At 43.2% G+C, this 13,023-nt stretch carries 24 protein-coding genes; all 24 read left to right on the forward strand.

What is annotated here, in order from left to right:
• Positions 1-799: 799 nt before the first annotated feature.
• The 24 genes from E5358_RS15285 (at position 800) to E5358_RS15070 (ending at position 13,021) form a co-directional block, all read left to right on the forward strand.
• Entirely contained in the window at positions 800-922 is a 123-nt protein-coding gene (locus E5358_RS15285; protein ID WP_277821169.1) for a hypothetical protein, read from the forward strand.
• A 291-nt stretch (positions 923-1,213) separates the two neighbouring features.
• Positions 1,214-1,855 carry a hypothetical protein gene (locus E5358_RS05585; RefSeq protein WP_135939264.1) on the forward strand — a complete coding sequence of 214 codons (642 nt, stop codon included), beginning with the start codon at positions 1,214-1,216 and terminating at the stop codon, positions 1,853-1,855.
• A 259-nt stretch (positions 1,856-2,114) separates the two neighbouring features.
• The gene (locus tag E5358_RS05590) at positions 2,115-2,735 is read left to right on the forward strand and encodes a hypothetical protein (protein ID WP_135939265.1); all 621 of its coding nucleotides are present in this window, start codon (positions 2,115-2,117) and stop codon (positions 2,733-2,735) included.
• Positions 2,736-2,914: 179 nt separating this feature from the next.
• A complete protein-coding gene (locus E5358_RS05595; RefSeq protein ID WP_135939266.1) occupies positions 2,915-3,310 on the forward strand; it encodes a hypothetical protein in 396 nt (131 codons plus the stop codon).
• A 234-nt stretch (positions 3,311-3,544) separates the two neighbouring features.
• Positions 3,545-3,751, forward strand: coding sequence for a hypothetical protein (locus E5358_RS05600; RefSeq protein ID WP_135939267.1), 207 nt, complete (start codon positions 3,545-3,547; stop codon positions 3,749-3,751).
• 17 nt (positions 3,752-3,768) lie between these two features.
• Positions 3,769-3,951, forward strand: coding sequence for a hypothetical protein (locus E5358_RS05605; RefSeq protein WP_135939268.1), 183 nt, complete (start codon positions 3,769-3,771; stop codon positions 3,949-3,951).
• Positions 3,935-4,327, forward strand: coding sequence for a hypothetical protein (locus E5358_RS05610; protein ID WP_135939269.1), 393 nt, complete (start codon positions 3,935-3,937; stop codon positions 4,325-4,327). Before E5358_RS05605 ends, E5358_RS05610 begins: the two co-directional genes overlap by 17 nt.
• A 25-nt stretch (positions 4,328-4,352) precedes the next feature.
• Positions 4,353-5,051, forward strand: coding sequence for a DUF4120 family protein (locus tag E5358_RS05615; protein ID WP_277821170.1), 699 nt, complete (start codon positions 4,353-4,355; stop codon positions 5,049-5,051).
• 12 nt (positions 5,052-5,063) lie between these two features.
• A complete protein-coding gene (locus tag E5358_RS05620) occupies positions 5,064-5,333 on the forward strand; it encodes a hypothetical protein (protein ID WP_135939271.1) in 270 nt (89 codons plus the stop codon).
• Complete coding sequence (locus E5358_RS05625; RefSeq protein ID WP_135939272.1) at positions 5,330-5,821, forward strand: hypothetical protein; 492 nt, start codon at positions 5,330-5,332, stop codon at positions 5,819-5,821. The genes E5358_RS05620 and E5358_RS05625 overlap by 4 nt, the downstream gene beginning before the upstream one ends.
• Entirely contained in the window at positions 5,811-6,056 is a 246-nt protein-coding gene (locus E5358_RS05630; protein WP_135939273.1) for a hypothetical protein, read from the forward strand. The genes E5358_RS05625 and E5358_RS05630 overlap by 11 nt, the downstream gene beginning before the upstream one ends.
• 93 nt (positions 6,057-6,149) lie before the next feature.
• Complete coding sequence (locus E5358_RS05635) at positions 6,150-7,001, forward strand: hypothetical protein (protein WP_135939274.1); 852 nt, start codon at positions 6,150-6,152, stop codon at positions 6,999-7,001.
• A 180-nt stretch (positions 7,002-7,181) separates the two neighbouring features.
• Complete coding sequence (locus E5358_RS05640; RefSeq protein ID WP_135939275.1) at positions 7,182-7,490, forward strand: DUF4406 domain-containing protein; 309 nt, start codon at positions 7,182-7,184, stop codon at positions 7,488-7,490.
• A complete protein-coding gene (locus E5358_RS05645; protein ID WP_135939276.1) occupies positions 7,487-7,942 on the forward strand; it encodes a hypothetical protein in 456 nt (151 codons plus the stop codon). The genes E5358_RS05640 and E5358_RS05645 overlap by 4 nt, the downstream gene beginning before the upstream one ends.
• A gap of 2 nt (positions 7,943-7,944) precedes the next feature.
• A complete protein-coding gene (locus E5358_RS05650) occupies positions 7,945-8,334 on the forward strand; it encodes a hypothetical protein (RefSeq protein WP_135939277.1) in 390 nt (129 codons plus the stop codon).
• Positions 8,335-8,338: 4 nt separating this feature from the next.
• Positions 8,339-8,956 carry a DUF7222 domain-containing protein gene (locus tag E5358_RS05655; RefSeq protein WP_135939278.1) on the forward strand — a complete coding sequence of 206 codons (618 nt, stop codon included), beginning with the start codon at positions 8,339-8,341 and terminating at the stop codon, positions 8,954-8,956.
• 3 nt (positions 8,957-8,959) lie between these two features.
• A complete protein-coding gene (locus E5358_RS05660; protein WP_135939279.1) occupies positions 8,960-9,814 on the forward strand; it encodes a hypothetical protein in 855 nt (284 codons plus the stop codon).
• Positions 9,814-10,119: a hypothetical protein gene (locus tag E5358_RS05665; protein ID WP_135939280.1), complete on the forward strand. Its 306-nt coding sequence runs from the start codon at positions 9,814-9,816 to the stop codon at positions 10,117-10,119. Before E5358_RS05660 ends, E5358_RS05665 begins: the two co-directional genes overlap by 1 nt.
• On the forward strand, positions 10,116-10,682 hold the full coding sequence (locus tag E5358_RS05670; RefSeq protein ID WP_135939281.1) for a hypothetical protein: 567 nt from the start codon (positions 10,116-10,118) through the stop codon (positions 10,680-10,682). Before E5358_RS05665 ends, E5358_RS05670 begins: the two co-directional genes overlap by 4 nt.
• A 1-nt stretch (position 10,683) precedes the next feature.
• Positions 10,684-11,157, forward strand: coding sequence for a hypothetical protein (locus E5358_RS05675; protein WP_135939282.1), 474 nt, complete (start codon positions 10,684-10,686; stop codon positions 11,155-11,157).
• Between the two features lie 4 nt (positions 11,158-11,161).
• On the forward strand, positions 11,162-11,527 hold the full coding sequence (locus E5358_RS05680) for a hypothetical protein (RefSeq protein WP_135939283.1): 366 nt from the start codon (positions 11,162-11,164) through the stop codon (positions 11,525-11,527).
• Positions 11,524-12,093: a hypothetical protein gene (locus E5358_RS05685; protein WP_135939284.1), complete on the forward strand. Its 570-nt coding sequence runs from the start codon at positions 11,524-11,526 to the stop codon at positions 12,091-12,093. Before E5358_RS05680 ends, E5358_RS05685 begins: the two co-directional genes overlap by 4 nt.
• A gap of 30 nt (positions 12,094-12,123) precedes the next feature.
• Positions 12,124-12,789, forward strand: a complete 666-nt coding sequence (locus E5358_RS05690; protein WP_135939285.1) for a DUF1566 domain-containing protein — start codon at positions 12,124-12,126, stop codon at positions 12,787-12,789.
• A 55-nt stretch (positions 12,790-12,844) separates the two neighbouring features.
• Positions 12,845-13,021, forward strand: coding sequence for a hypothetical protein (locus tag E5358_RS15070; protein WP_168354592.1), 177 nt, complete (start codon positions 12,845-12,847; stop codon positions 13,019-13,021).
• Positions 13,022-13,023: the final 2 nt, after the last annotated feature.

Consider the following 13,023-nt stretch of genomic DNA (forward strand, 5'->3'; position numbering starts at 1 on the left):
CATCTGAAATGCTTGGTAGCCCAAAAGTGCGTGAAGTTTGCCCCATGTTTGGGCGACCATACGACGTGTAATGCACATCCACAAATAACGTGTGACCGCCCATATATAACACGTGTGCAACCACATACGACACATGGACACCCAGGAATAATATGTGTGAGCCCACAAACAATATGTGGACACTCACCTCATACGTGTTGGATGCCCAGATATATAGTGTGGCTACCAATAAATTACTCGTGGGAGCCCATTAACATAACGTGGGCTACCAATAGCCGACAATTCTTGGACGCCCAATAACGCATGTGGCTATCCAATTTCGTGGACGATTATGGATGCCCAAAATTTCGGATGACCGTCCATAACAATTCGTGGTCGCCCCAATATTGCCTGAAACGTGGGAGTTCATCCGTTGTTTGGGTGCCCAAAACTTTATGGGCGAGAGTGGACAAATGTGGGAGTGAGTGGATATGTCTGGATGCCAAAAATCGTGTGGACGAGTGGTTACGTGTGGACGCAATTTGTGGGCTACCACGTGCGTCCAAATATGGGTGCAAATGGACGACCAAAATTGCGTGAATTTATGGTTGCGCACGTGCTTATGTGGCCACATTTTCGTGAGTGTTTTGTGGGTGTCCATGATACGTGGAGGTGGATGCGCAAAATGGGTGCGCCCACTATGAGGCGTCCATGCCCAGGTCACGTGGACGAGCCCATTTTGACGCGCCCTCTGCCCACGAAACTTTTCACGCGCCGGCTTTGCCTCACGCGCCAAGTTTTTCAAAAATTTCTCGCAAAAATGTTTGGAAATCAACAACTTACGACCCTATATTTGCAACGTCCGAAATCGACATCGGCAGGTGTCCGAAAGTACGGCAACAAGTTCTTTGACATGATTGATTATGCGACAAGCGTTGTGTGAGCCTTATGGCGCATAACGTGAGCACAAGATAGCCCTCGGAGAGTAGCGGAAATTTACGTCTGACGCATTGAGTACGCATAGGGTAACAGGGTCTAAACTGCATAGTCATGCTGACACGCTTAATGCCCCCGTACATACGGACTTCTGTCCTAATTGTGTACGCTCGTGACAAGGCGAAAATTGCATTTTGTAGCAATGCGACAGGCAGAGTCAAGCGTAATTTTTCAATCACCCGACACACGGAAGCGGTGTGTGGGCTACACACAGGTACAAGGACCAAGCGACATGATTATGGCTAAAACGAACAAGTCAAACAGCGCAAACAACATCAAGTTCAACGTAACTTTCGGCGAACTCAACGTGAACACAATGCCCGCAAATGCAGCGGTGCTCCTGCGTAACGCAAAGAAGCGCATCGATGGCGAGATGCAAGAAGTGACCGAGTTCATGGCAGTTGAAGGTGTACGCCGTGCATCTGGTGACGGCATCCTGCTCCCCCTGCTCGCTCTCATGGTGGCAGACGCACAAGAGCGTAACGGCTTCGCCACGGCTTTCAAAATCGTGGTTGTGAACGGTGAGCAAATCGAAACCAAGCTGACCGCCAAGAGCGCGTTCACACGTTGGCTTGCAGGTAACGTGGTGTACAAGACCGACAGTGACGGCAAACTCAAGAACGCACTCACACTCGACGACGGGCTTTTGCTCCGACACACCAACCTCAACGTCAAGAAAACCTCGCCCCTGCTCACGGCTGAGGGTGAAGCACTCTCCGAACTGCTCAAGACAACGGCAAAGGCTATTGCAAAGCAAACCAACCTCCGCAGTGCTATCCTCGCCAAGGCTGAGAGCATGTACAACGCCGCTGTGGGCACTACAACCGAGCCGGCACCCGTACAAGTCCCTGAAAGTGCAACCGACGAACAAGCCGCATAACTTACCGACCGCAATACGACTGCCACCCAGCCCTTCGGGGTTGGGTGGCTTTCTTATGCAAGCACGCACGCCCACAATGCGTTGTGCGCCCACTTGCAAATTGCGTCCACATAGGCAACGTGCCCACTCGCACATATATGTTCATCGTGCGTTACATTCGCGTCCACTTGTTGTGTGTCGCAACGTGGTGACAAAGCCCTAAACGCGTAACTTTTCAGATTTTCCCCCGGTCCAAGGAGCCGGTCAATTCAAAAGCAACATGAAACTCGGAAATATATTTTCAGATGCGCAAATATCTGCGCTCAAAAGCATTGCAACCGCCCCGACAGATGCGGAAAAATACACGTCCCATGTAAGCGAAAAAGCGTGGGAAATGCTCTATGATATGGCGGCAGGACTTGGACAAAAATTGTCACAAAAATTCTGGCAAACGCTGGATGCAAACATACAGACAAGCCAAGAAGTCATGGTGTGCATGAAGGGCAAAAAGGAAGTGCGCATAGAGCCTGTGATGCGTCAGGTTTGTTACGCAAAGCACCTCGGTCAGATGCTCAAAAGCGGATATTCTATTGCTTGGGTTGGCAAAGGAGCGACTATGGTAACTTGGGACAACTGGAAGCGCATATATAGCACACTCACAGCCCCACTTTGCTCACAAGCATACGACACGCCCATGTCTGATGCCGAATATCGCCGTATCAAAACCGCAAGACGGAAAGAGCAGGAATTTTACGACCTTGCCCGCCCTATCCGAAGCAAGAAAGCTGGTCGGTGTCGTATCAGTTTTGAGGAAGCCAATGCCCAGCGCATTAAATCTGAGAAACTTATGTTTGAGTGTCGTGTGGAAGCAAGAGCGAGAAAAATTTTAGAAGCGTTATAAAATAGTTCATAATCATGTCAATAGCCGCAATCGGAGCAATCTGGTTGCGGCTATTTTTATACCCCAAAAACAATGAAAAAAGTAAGATATTCCCTGTGGGGTAAGCCTCACAAAGCGATATTGGTTGCCACTTGCACAAGCAATGGCGTGTACACAAACTATGCAAACACCCGGCACAAATGAAGATGAAAGCCTCAACAATTTTCTGCGCTCTCTTGGCGATAGTCGTGGGAGCACAACTTATTTTTGCCCACATTGAGAACAAGGTAACGCTTAATAAGCCCGAAACGGAAGAAACATATCTGGAGGAAAATGAGCCTGTGTCGGGTATGTTCTTCAGCTCCGAGTATGTTCTGGAGGAGTATGAGCGCGATGACGCATATTGCATCCGCTATGACGACGCTGACGCCAATCTGTTTGACGTTGAAATTGTAGTGGACTCTGCGACATACCAAAGCGTGATTGACTCAATAAAATCCGGCAAGGAAATGGTCGGGGCGCTTGTATTAAACGACAGTCTTTCTGGCCACTGGCAACAAGTATTCACATTCGTTCAAAACTCAGAAAATTTCTAATTATGGCGAACAACAATCAAAACTCAGAAACACTCAAGTCTCGCATATTACCCCTCACTGGCGACATTCTCATGGTTATTTGCCGTGTGATTGTTAGGTCGTTGTTATGGATTGCAAAACATTTCTGGAAGCGTTACTTCAACATTGAAACCCCGGTGTACAAGCTATGGTGGTCATCACACGCCAGAATAATGCAAAAGAAATTAGATTCAATTCACCAAAATTATTAAGCGCATGTTCACTGAAGACATTATAATTCAAAACCGTGCCAAATTAAAGCAGGTCAATGAGGCGATTGCGTCATTATTGGCTGACAAACGCCCGAAAGCGCAGTATTTGCTGAGAAAATTTCAAGAATTGCGTGACAATCTTAAAATCAGTATTGAAATCAATGAAACAGCTTTGCGGCTTGAGAAACAATTCAAAACGGTAAACATGTAATATAAAATCGGTAGGTTATGATAGTAGCAACTTGTAAATACGGTCGTGTCGAAATTGAGAACGGCTGGATATATGTCGGAGTGACCAAAGACTCTTTCTTGGATAAAGTAATGTATGACGGCACGTTGTCTTTAGAGGAAAACATACAACATGCCGTTGAACTTATAGATGAAGAGTTTGAATATGAGGACAACGATTGAACAACGTGCCAGAGAAGCATCTGGACGTGAAAGGCATTGCTGTAAATGTAAGTTTGGCGAGAAAGCGTGTGCTTATGTAGAGATTTGCCATGAAGCGTTTGTTCGAGGGTATGTGAAAGGTGTATTTAGTAAGAAAGGCAGCTCAACTATTGCATCTTTATCAATCAAACCTCAGCAATTTGACAAAGCTGTATGGCAGACCGAAACAGGGTTCACGTCAGCAAAATACAATGCTTGGCTAAAGAACGCAACCGATTCTCTTCAAAACATCTATCAGCAATTAGAAGAGAGTGATGAGGTTGACATCACTGATTTGTACATCTTAGGCGATATAATCAATATGTTGAATATAACCAAAATAGTAAAGCAAAAGTAATATGATAGTAGATATATTAAACAAAATGGCTGAGATTGTAGCAAACACTATGACCTCATTCCAGTCTGATTTTGAGAAGTACGACAAAGAATATATCATCAAGGAAGGCGTGAACGCTTTCCCTTTTTTGTGGATGATACATCGGTCACATACTTATCTTATTCGCTTGTCGGAAATCAGAAAGGATTACTTTGATAATGAAGCATTTCGGTACGATATTGCACAGAGTTGCAGCTGGATTCATGCTTATTTGTGGCCCACAGGCATGAAAGTAACTGAGGATATTTATTTTGTCACCAAAGACCATGTGACAAAAATCAGTTTAGAACAAGCTCGCAATATCGCCAGAGACGCTATTGAATTGGCAATTGCGACATGGGAGCAAGAAAATGAAAAAATGCCTACTAAATTCAAAGTACGGGTGGAAATAGGAGACATCTCTCTCTGTAAATTAAAGGAGCTTATCCTGGATTGCCGTAGTCATAATGATGATAGTTTGTTGAAATGCCTGAAGCGTTTTCACAATCATCGCCAGCAAGCTAAAGACCACAAGGTTTCTATTTGGTATAATGAGCGTTGCAATGAGTTCTCCTTTGCAGAAATGGTGAATGGAAAATGCCAGTTGAATGGTGCCATTGTTTTTCATGGCTGGCCTGAAAGCGGGTATCAGGAAAGCAATTCCGTTCAGCTCGATCCTAAATATGGGTGGGCATCACACACTTAAAATATAACAGATATGATGCACGAAGAGTATAATAATGGTGGGGTGAACTATGTTCGCATTGACAAGAAGAAAGCACGAATCAAGTTCAACACAGGAAACACCATTTACTTGATTCAGGACATGATGCGATTGAACAACGCTTGGCAAAGCCCCTGTCCAATTAACATAGAAGAATCCAGCGAAAAAGATTTTGACAAACCGGTAAACGCCTTTCGGTATTACAACTGCGATTCAGAGCGTGGTCATGGCGTAAAGTATTTTATTAAGGAGGTGGATTTATGACAGAATCAATAAAAACGGCTATAAAAGCCATAAATAAGTGGATATTCTTTGGTTGGAACTATCCCAGTATTGAACACGAGTGGACTAACATTCATGGAGAAAAGAAGTTTGAGGTTGTTCCTGTGTTTCTCACAGAAATTAAATGGACATGCAATTTTGATCACATTCTTTCTAAATGGCATATTGCAACTCGAACCAAGAACTCTAATGCTTATCTGGTAGAGTTTTATGCTGAGCTTGGAAACGAAAACCGCCGGTTACTTTTGAAGTGGGTTATAGACAACTACAACGATGAGCGTACAATTTGCGAAGATGATTCTGAGGAATGTTCTGAAGCGCAAATCTTGGCTAAAATTCGTGAGTGGGCTGAGCATATCCCGTATTACCTGAGCTATCGTGAAGGCTACGCTCGTGGCTATCGTGAAGGAATGATACGGGCTCACAAATTAGTGATGTCCATGATTACCGGTGAACCTTTTGAAGAGTAAGAATATGTTCAAGCAGAAGTTCTTTGGCCGGACAGAAAATGACGAGTTCACTTTCACGGCCAACCCTTTACAAATGAGGGCGGTGGCAATGGTAATCCTTGCGGAGCGAGGAGCAAAATTTATAGAGATAAGATATATGGACGGTCGAACTGCTATGATGGCTACCTTTGATAAGGCACAGCAGGAAAGCGCCCAATTCAGGTTTACTTTCCCAGAGGAACTTGACGAAGATTAAGAATGTGTTTTGAGAGTTTTGATTGGCACCGCAGTCTGATTATTTGGGCTGCGGTGTTTTTTATTCCCTCAATACAATAAAACAGACATGATTATGAGCAACAATTTATTGATAGAAACAAAAGAAATTGGCAACCATCGTATCAAGATTTATTATGATACAGATGCAATGTGCCCTTGTACAGACTGGGATATGGCTGCATGTTTCCTGTGGGAATATGACCGTTCAGCCCGACTGTCTGATGCGTGCAATTGGAGAGAAGTGTTTGGTAAATACGGAGATAGCCGATATTCACTTGCAGATGCGCTACATCAACTTATTGGCGAGCATGTTGAATGGAAAGATTTGCTGAATTATTTTAAGAAAGGCAAGGTGGACGGCTATCGAATGAGATATGATAAGCATGATAAAACATGGTATTTGGAATGGTACAACGATTCACGATACGCTGAACATAAAGGCTATCAAGAAATTTTCAGCGTTTCTCCTTCAGACCTTTACACGTATGATTATACGGACCAGTTTATAGAAGATTTGGAGTGTGACGAACTGGTTCAGATTCTTTCTGACTTAGGTAAAGATATATTTGTCAAAGAATGGTCCACAACAGGGTACGGTCAAGGGGATTATGTTGAAGGTATCGCTTTTTGTACAAAGGAACGATACTCAAAAATGGTCAGCACTGACACTACCGATTGGAAAACCAAAATTGACGCATTGATTGATGGTGAAGTCGAATGTATTGGCATGTGGATGTGGGGAGATGTCAAAGGCTATGTTCTGGAAGAGAAAGTGTCATACACGAAGCATTTCCAAGACCCCAACCGTGAAGACGAAGATGATTTTGACTGGGAAGAGGTTCATTCATGTTGGGGGTTCTTTATGGAAACAGAAGAGCTCATTAACGAAGTGATTTCTGAGCACGGATTAAAAGAAGTAGCATAAAATGGACACTCCTCGTTTTACCCCTGAAAAACGCACTGCTATTGATGGAAAGCAATGGTGGTGCGTTTATGACACCCAGCGTCATTGCTGGAGTACATATTTGTGTCATGGCAAGTATAAAACACGGAAAGCATGCCAATTAGCCATTGATTATGCTAATCAAATTAAATAGTTGGAATTATGAAGAAAGTATATATAAGCCTTCCAATTTCTGGTCAAAATCTTGATGATGTGCGAAAGCGCATCCAAGAGACTTCGGAATTGCTGAAGGCGAAAGGATATATTCCTGTTTCGCCTCTTGAAGTACAAACTGACCTTAACGCTCCTTATTCAGAGCTGATGGGTAATGACATCAAAGCATTACTGGAATGTGATGCAATCATACTTTTGGATGGCTGGGAGAACAGCAAGGGCTGTCGGCTTGAAAAGTACGCTGCCAGCCTGTATCATAAACCTGTGTTTATCAACGAATTTATCTACTCAATATGAAATACTATGTAGAAGAAAGCCTCTCTAACTTCCAGTTTTGGAGTGGAGGCAAAGACCGCGCTGAATTGCTCTCTGCTGAGCAACTGGACACGGTAGAACAAATGCTGGAAGAGATAGAACCGGCTGATGGTTGGTCTGATACTGCCATCAATGATTTGTTCTGGTTCGAGTTTGATACCATTGCTCAATGGCTCGGCTATGCTGATGAAGAGCATTTGGAAAAGGACATTACTCAGAACGAAATGGAAGAAGCTCAAGAATGGGCAGAAGATACTTCCACAGACTATAATGCGTTGTTCGCCATCGCTCACTTGAATATCAATGACTATGCTTGTACCAACGAGGATGGTGAAGAAGACTGTGATTGGGATCAGGCCACTGAAGATTTCATGGATTGGTGGAACGGCATGGACGACATTGACCAAGTTGAAGAATATCGTAAATACCAGTAACTATGAATCGGCAAGAGTTTATTGACCGCATTATAGAAATCGCGGAAAGTCAAGGATTTTCCGTGAGCACTGAAATCAATGGTGATGATGTTGAGTTTACATTCTCCCAGTACACCGATTTCGGACAAGACTTTTGTTTCTGGGCTACGATGCAAAATTATGACATCTATACCCTGATTGAGGAAGTTGATAACTACTATGAAGGGTATGACCCGGACGAGGAAGCTATGCTTTGGGTCGGCCCTGATGGACATGGCAAAAACGGAGCACCGTATCGCCTTACTGATGTCGTGAAAGATATGGAGCAGTGCGAACAAATGATAAAGAATTTGTCCGATGCCTTGTCTGAAGCGAATAATAAAGAAATACTTTGGGAACAACCAAATTCTTAAAAACATGGAACAGACATTTGAACAATATGTACTTAGCTGGTGGACAGAATATATTGAAAACCACCAAGACGACTCAAAACGCCTGATGGAGTTATTTATCGGCGAGGAAGAAACCATTGAGGATTATCTCGATGAAGGAGAAACACCTTACGATTGGCTGATGACTAAGGGTGAGGAGGATGCGGAGGAGATTTATGAGCATTTCTTTGGCTATTGCGCAGACCGCTCCATTCTTGCAGACGACCTTCCAGACACTGAAACATTCCTGACTGAGATGTTCAAGCAAGCATACACAGAAAAGTATGATTTTGTGGATGAGCTTATCGAAGATATGGCCGGCCATGCTGAAGGATATGATACACCGTATGGATTTTTCCATGACTTTTCTTATGGCGGCTGCTCCTCCGGCATGATTGGAATGTTTGTTTATAATTCTGATTGCAAGCGATTCTATATCCAGCATATTGATGATTTAGAAGCGTTTGTAGAAGACTTTGAAGAAGAGATTGGTGAACCTGTTCGCAACGATAAGCATCTGCCTCACTATGTATTTATATGCTGGTTCTGTTATGAGGAACTTGCATATAACGTCGCCAGAACCCTTTATCCTGAAAGTTTTTGAATTATGAGACTGGATTTAGAAGTACCCAACTTTACCGGTTTTTATCAAGGTATCTGGGAGCAGGGCGAAAATGAATGGACGGAAATCCATGAAATGAAGTATGGTGAGTATGAAGATTTTGAAAGTCTGAATCTCATTGATGATTGGGGCTTTGGTCCCGATTATAGAGATAAAGTTGCAAAACTATTTGCTGATGATTATGCTGAGATAATTAAAAATTGTCTTGGTGTTCCGATGGAATATGTTGGTTGCTATGTCAGTTCTCCAAAAGAGTACAATTTCACTACTGACCGAATTTTCGCAACCTTCGAGGTTCCTGATTACGATGCACTCGTTAAACGCCTGAAAGAATTAGGAAGTTTGCCGGAGTATCGCACTGAACTTGCTGCTCTAATTAAGAAGTATCATACGAGTTGCAGTGGTTTCATCTCCTTTATGAGCAATGATATTGAAGAATGGTTTGAACTGATGCAAGACCCGTCAAACGATCATTACACCAGTTATTTTCTTGGTTATTTGCTCAGCCTGATGGCTCCAGAAGAAATTGAAGGCTTGAATGAGTCTATCTATATGTATGTTGAAGAAAACACTGACTATCATTGTGTAGAACCAGAAACGGACGAGGCAAAAGAGGAATGGGAGATTTATCTGAAATATGGTTCGCTCTACACCGATTATGCTACAGCACATCCTATGCGATATGAAAATCCCGATAAAGGCAAATGGCCTTACTGGATTGTAATTGATTGGGATGATTACAAAGAACAGTTCCTCGATTATGTCGAGAAGCATGAAAAAGAACAAAAACGTAAGGCTGCGCTTGCTGCGATGCCTGTAATTCCAGGATTATTTGACTAATGAAACTTTTATTTCCCTTGCCCAACGGAGAAGAGCTCGACTTGTTGGGTGATGGGCCGGACGACATGGAATATGTGTGTCTGGTGTGTGGCGAGTTTGAAACTCCCATATCTGAGCTCCTTGAAGATTATAAATTTGAGCCCAACAATCTCCGACGTCAGGCTATAGCCGATGAGATTCGTGACCAAGCATATTATTTTGCTGGTGAAACGGCTAACTATGACGAAGACCTTCAGCAAATGATTAGCTGGGATGACCTCGGGGAACAAATGTATCAGGCTCTTATAACATTTGCAAAAGTATGAGAACGAATGATTGTTTCGATGAAAACGGATGGTTGAAGGACGAATACCTGTGGCCCCTCCGTCAACAAATAACACTCGGAAGCATTTATGTTTCTGATTATGAGAACAGCTTTGGCATCCAATCTAAAAAGGTTTGTGATTTCTTCACTTCCTTTTGGGATAGTTATTGTCAAGAACTCGCTAAAGAAGATGGTCTATGGGAACAGGCTGTAGTATTGGCTAAAGAACGTCTTATCAACGAACCGGACGCTTCTGAATCTAAAGTTAGTAACTATCAGCAGGATGCCTACCTTGAATTGCAATGTAAGAAATACGACAATGAAGACACCCTTCTACAATGGTACGGTTGTTTTGATGGCGAATGTCCATTGCCTCCGACCTATGTAAATGTAGATATTCATTGGGATTTTGCTCGGTCAATTCGAGTTATAGCGGCTTCTGAGGATGAAGCATACGACATCGTAGATGAGATGATGCGAAAAGAAGAAATTCCTCGAAGCACATTTGAACCGACCGGTGACTATGAACTTGATACAAATTGGCAACCCGAATCAATATTGTGAAATGAGTCAACTTACTGATGAGCAGTGGCAGGACATCTTTACGAAGTTCTGCCACGACTGTTTTATGTACTGGAAACGTGAAGGGTGTTCTGTTGCCGTTGCATTTGATAAAGCGTGGGAAGAAACTTTGAAACTCCGGTACTATCCATTTGCGCCAAAAGGCCCGAAGGTCAATTATGATTCCCTTAGTAAATGGGGTGAGTTGTATAGCCAGACCGTTGTTGAAACTCTTTATTCTTACGAACAAGACGATGCTTTGGACGATCTACGCATCTGTGAGCATTGTGGTTTTCCAGTTTTTGATGGTTACTACATCGCTGGAAGCTTCTTTTGCTGTGAACAATGTACAATTAAAGGCGGCTACGATGGAGATAAAAAGCAATTTGAGCAAGACCTGAAAGATGGTGACGACCCTCAAAATTCTATGTGGGACGAAGTTTATTGGTCCCAATGGCATTATCCTATAAACGATTGAGATTATGAACATAGACCATTTGAACAAGCGTTGGCTCTCATTAAAAGACGATGCCAACAAAGCATTGCTGGATGCTATCAGGGCTCACGGCGGTGCATATTATTTTGTCGATGAAAACGATGAAAGCCTTGCAGAGATTGATGACCTGAGTGAGTTGGAACTTCCTCTTGTTGATGCTTATACTTACTACAAAGGCCGGCAGGGTTCTTTCTATGTGACATCAGTTATCCTTGGCAATCATGGCATCGAGTTTTACGGCATAGATGAATATGATTGCATAGACCTCAAAGATGCCATCCAGCTTGACCATGTTTCGTTGGGAGGTATTCTTGATATACTTGAAAATTTACCAGACCCAAATATAAAATGAGACATTCAAATTTTTATCAACAGTACAGAAAGCTTGAAGCCTTAGAACGAGAGGAACTTAAAAAGGCTGTTCTTGCTCACGGTGACGAATTTCGCTTTCAGACAGAAGACGGAGAAAACGTAAAAGGAGTTCAAATGCCAATCGTGATGGCCGGAGATAGTCATTGGGAGTCTAACTGTGATTGCTACATCACTCGTGTAGCGGTAGTAGATGGCACCCTTGAGATTTACGGATATGATAAAGAATATGGCAATGAAGAAATGCGTCTTGATGATGTAGAGTTTGGACATCTTAGCTATATCATAGATGAGATTCCAGAGACCAACGATGTGAAAGATGTTACTACGGAACCGCCCGTTTGTGAGGTGCCAGTAGTAAGCCTGTGTCGAGAAGACATTTCCGATGCCGGCTATGATCCGGAAATTCCTGATGACGATTTCCAACAGGTTGCAAGTAGAATTGAAAAATACCTGGAATGGCAAGACTTCTTTCCTCAGTTCCTTGAGAATGTTAGAGAGGCTTGTGCTTATTTAGAAATTCCTACTCTGAAAGAAGAGAACGAATAATTTATTATTTACAATTAAATTCAAATTACAATGGCAGCAAATCTTACAGAGATTCAAAAGCTTAGAATGGCTATCGTAGCCAACCTCAACTTCGATGTTGAGAAAGCAAAGAAAGTGTACAATTTCGTAACTGGTGATGAACAGGCTTCGGTTTCATCCCAGCAACAGTTCTGGTCAGACAGCGTGTATTACGTCTTGGAGGGTGGACACCTCACATCTACTGACGACCCGAAGTCAATCGCCGACAAGGTAATTGGCGTGGCTGTCAAAATGGGTGATAAAATCGCGACTGTTGCGCTTCACGACGCAGCTGATGGTGAAGAGGTTGCTCTTACCGCAGATGAAAGAAGTGGCACTTCGGAGTTTTATCACTCAGACTTCTTCGATGCAATCACAGACTGGGATGGTGAAGCCAATACCAAAGACTATGGTGAGGCATTGAATCCGAAGATTGACCTGAAAGAAGGACAGTATATCCCATCTCTCGCCCAGTTGCATCTAATTCTGCTGAATATAAAGGAAGTCAACAAGGCGCTGGAGGCTGTTGGTGGTTCTCCGATGAGAAAAGAGTGGTACTGGTCATCCACTGAGCACAGTGCCGGCTACTCGTGGTACGTGGGCTTCTACAGTGGTGGCGGCTACGGCAACAAGTGCAACACTGGCGTGGTTCGCCCTGCTGTAGCCCTATCAGTTTAATCTTTATTCTTTCTTCCGGGCCAGTTTTTCTGGCCCGGCTATAATAAAATTCAATATGGAAAGTAGAGCTATTTATCTAACAGTGCGTGTAGATTTGTCTGTGCCTGACAACTATGAGTTATCAGACGGAGAAATCGCAGAAGAACTTGAAGGCGCACAAGTAGAAATGCAACTTTCGCAAGATTGTCCATACTTTGTGGATAATGTGGAAGTCTGTGGTAGAAATTATTAACA

Origin of the sequence: Palleniella muris (assembly GCF_004792655.1) — a bacterium.
Taxonomy (GTDB): domain Bacteria; phylum Bacteroidota; class Bacteroidia; order Bacteroidales; family Bacteroidaceae; genus Prevotella; species Prevotella muris_A.

Bases quoted from the DNA above. Each gene is read 5' to 3' on its own strand.
- E5358_RS05620 (WP_135939271.1), top strand. From the start codon at position 5,064: ATGATGCACGAAGAGTATAATAATGGTGGGGTGAACTATGTTCGCATT.
- E5358_RS05680 (WP_135939283.1), top strand. From the start codon at position 11,162: ATGAACATAGACCATTTGAACAAGCGTTGGCTCTCATTAAAAGACGAT.
- E5358_RS05640 (WP_135939275.1), top strand. From the start codon at position 7,182: ATGAAGAAAGTATATATAAGCCTTCCAATTTCTGGTCAAAATCTTGAT.
- E5358_RS05660 (WP_135939279.1), top strand. From the start codon at position 8,960: ATGAGACTGGATTTAGAAGTACCCAACTTTACCGGTTTTTATCAAGGT.
- E5358_RS05615 (WP_277821170.1), top strand. From the start codon at position 4,353: ATGGCTGAGATTGTAGCAAACACTATGACCTCATTCCAGTCTGATTTT.
- E5358_RS05650 (WP_135939277.1), top strand. From the start codon at position 7,945: ATGAATCGGCAAGAGTTTATTGACCGCATTATAGAAATCGCGGAAAGT.
- E5358_RS05655 (WP_135939278.1), top strand. From the start codon at position 8,339: ATGGAACAGACATTTGAACAATATGTACTTAGCTGGTGGACAGAATAT.
- E5358_RS05585 (WP_135939264.1), top strand. From the start codon at position 1,214: ATGGCTAAAACGAACAAGTCAAACAGCGCAAACAACATCAAGTTCAAC.
- E5358_RS05605 (WP_135939268.1), top strand. From the start codon at position 3,769: ATGATAGTAGCAACTTGTAAATACGGTCGTGTCGAAATTGAGAACGGC.
- E5358_RS05685 (WP_135939284.1), top strand. From the start codon at position 11,524: ATGAGACATTCAAATTTTTATCAACAGTACAGAAAGCTTGAAGCCTTA.
- E5358_RS05600 (WP_135939267.1), top strand. From the start codon at position 3,545: ATGTTCACTGAAGACATTATAATTCAAAACCGTGCCAAATTAAAGCAG.
- E5358_RS15285 (WP_277821169.1), top strand. From the start codon at position 800: ATGTTTGGAAATCAACAACTTACGACCCTATATTTGCAACGTCCGAAA.
- E5358_RS05675 (WP_135939282.1), top strand. From the start codon at position 10,684: ATGAGTCAACTTACTGATGAGCAGTGGCAGGACATCTTTACGAAGTTC.
- E5358_RS05645 (WP_135939276.1), top strand. From the start codon at position 7,487: ATGAAATACTATGTAGAAGAAAGCCTCTCTAACTTCCAGTTTTGGAGT.
- E5358_RS05635 (WP_135939274.1), top strand. From the start codon at position 6,150: ATGAGCAACAATTTATTGATAGAAACAAAAGAAATTGGCAACCATCGT.
- E5358_RS05670 (WP_135939281.1), top strand. From the start codon at position 10,116: ATGAGAACGAATGATTGTTTCGATGAAAACGGATGGTTGAAGGACGAA.
- E5358_RS05690 (WP_135939285.1), top strand. From the start codon at position 12,124: ATGGCAGCAAATCTTACAGAGATTCAAAAGCTTAGAATGGCTATCGTA.
- E5358_RS05595 (WP_135939266.1), top strand. From the start codon at position 2,915: ATGAAGATGAAAGCCTCAACAATTTTCTGCGCTCTCTTGGCGATAGTC.
- E5358_RS05610 (WP_135939269.1), top strand. From the start codon at position 3,935: ATGAGGACAACGATTGAACAACGTGCCAGAGAAGCATCTGGACGTGAA.
- E5358_RS15070 (WP_168354592.1), top strand. From the start codon at position 12,845: ATGGAAAGTAGAGCTATTTATCTAACAGTGCGTGTAGATTTGTCTGTG.
- E5358_RS05625 (WP_135939272.1), top strand. From the start codon at position 5,330: ATGACAGAATCAATAAAAACGGCTATAAAAGCCATAAATAAGTGGATA.
- E5358_RS05665 (WP_135939280.1), top strand. From the start codon at position 9,814: ATGAAACTTTTATTTCCCTTGCCCAACGGAGAAGAGCTCGACTTGTTG.
- E5358_RS05590 (WP_135939265.1), top strand. From the start codon at position 2,115: ATGAAACTCGGAAATATATTTTCAGATGCGCAAATATCTGCGCTCAAA.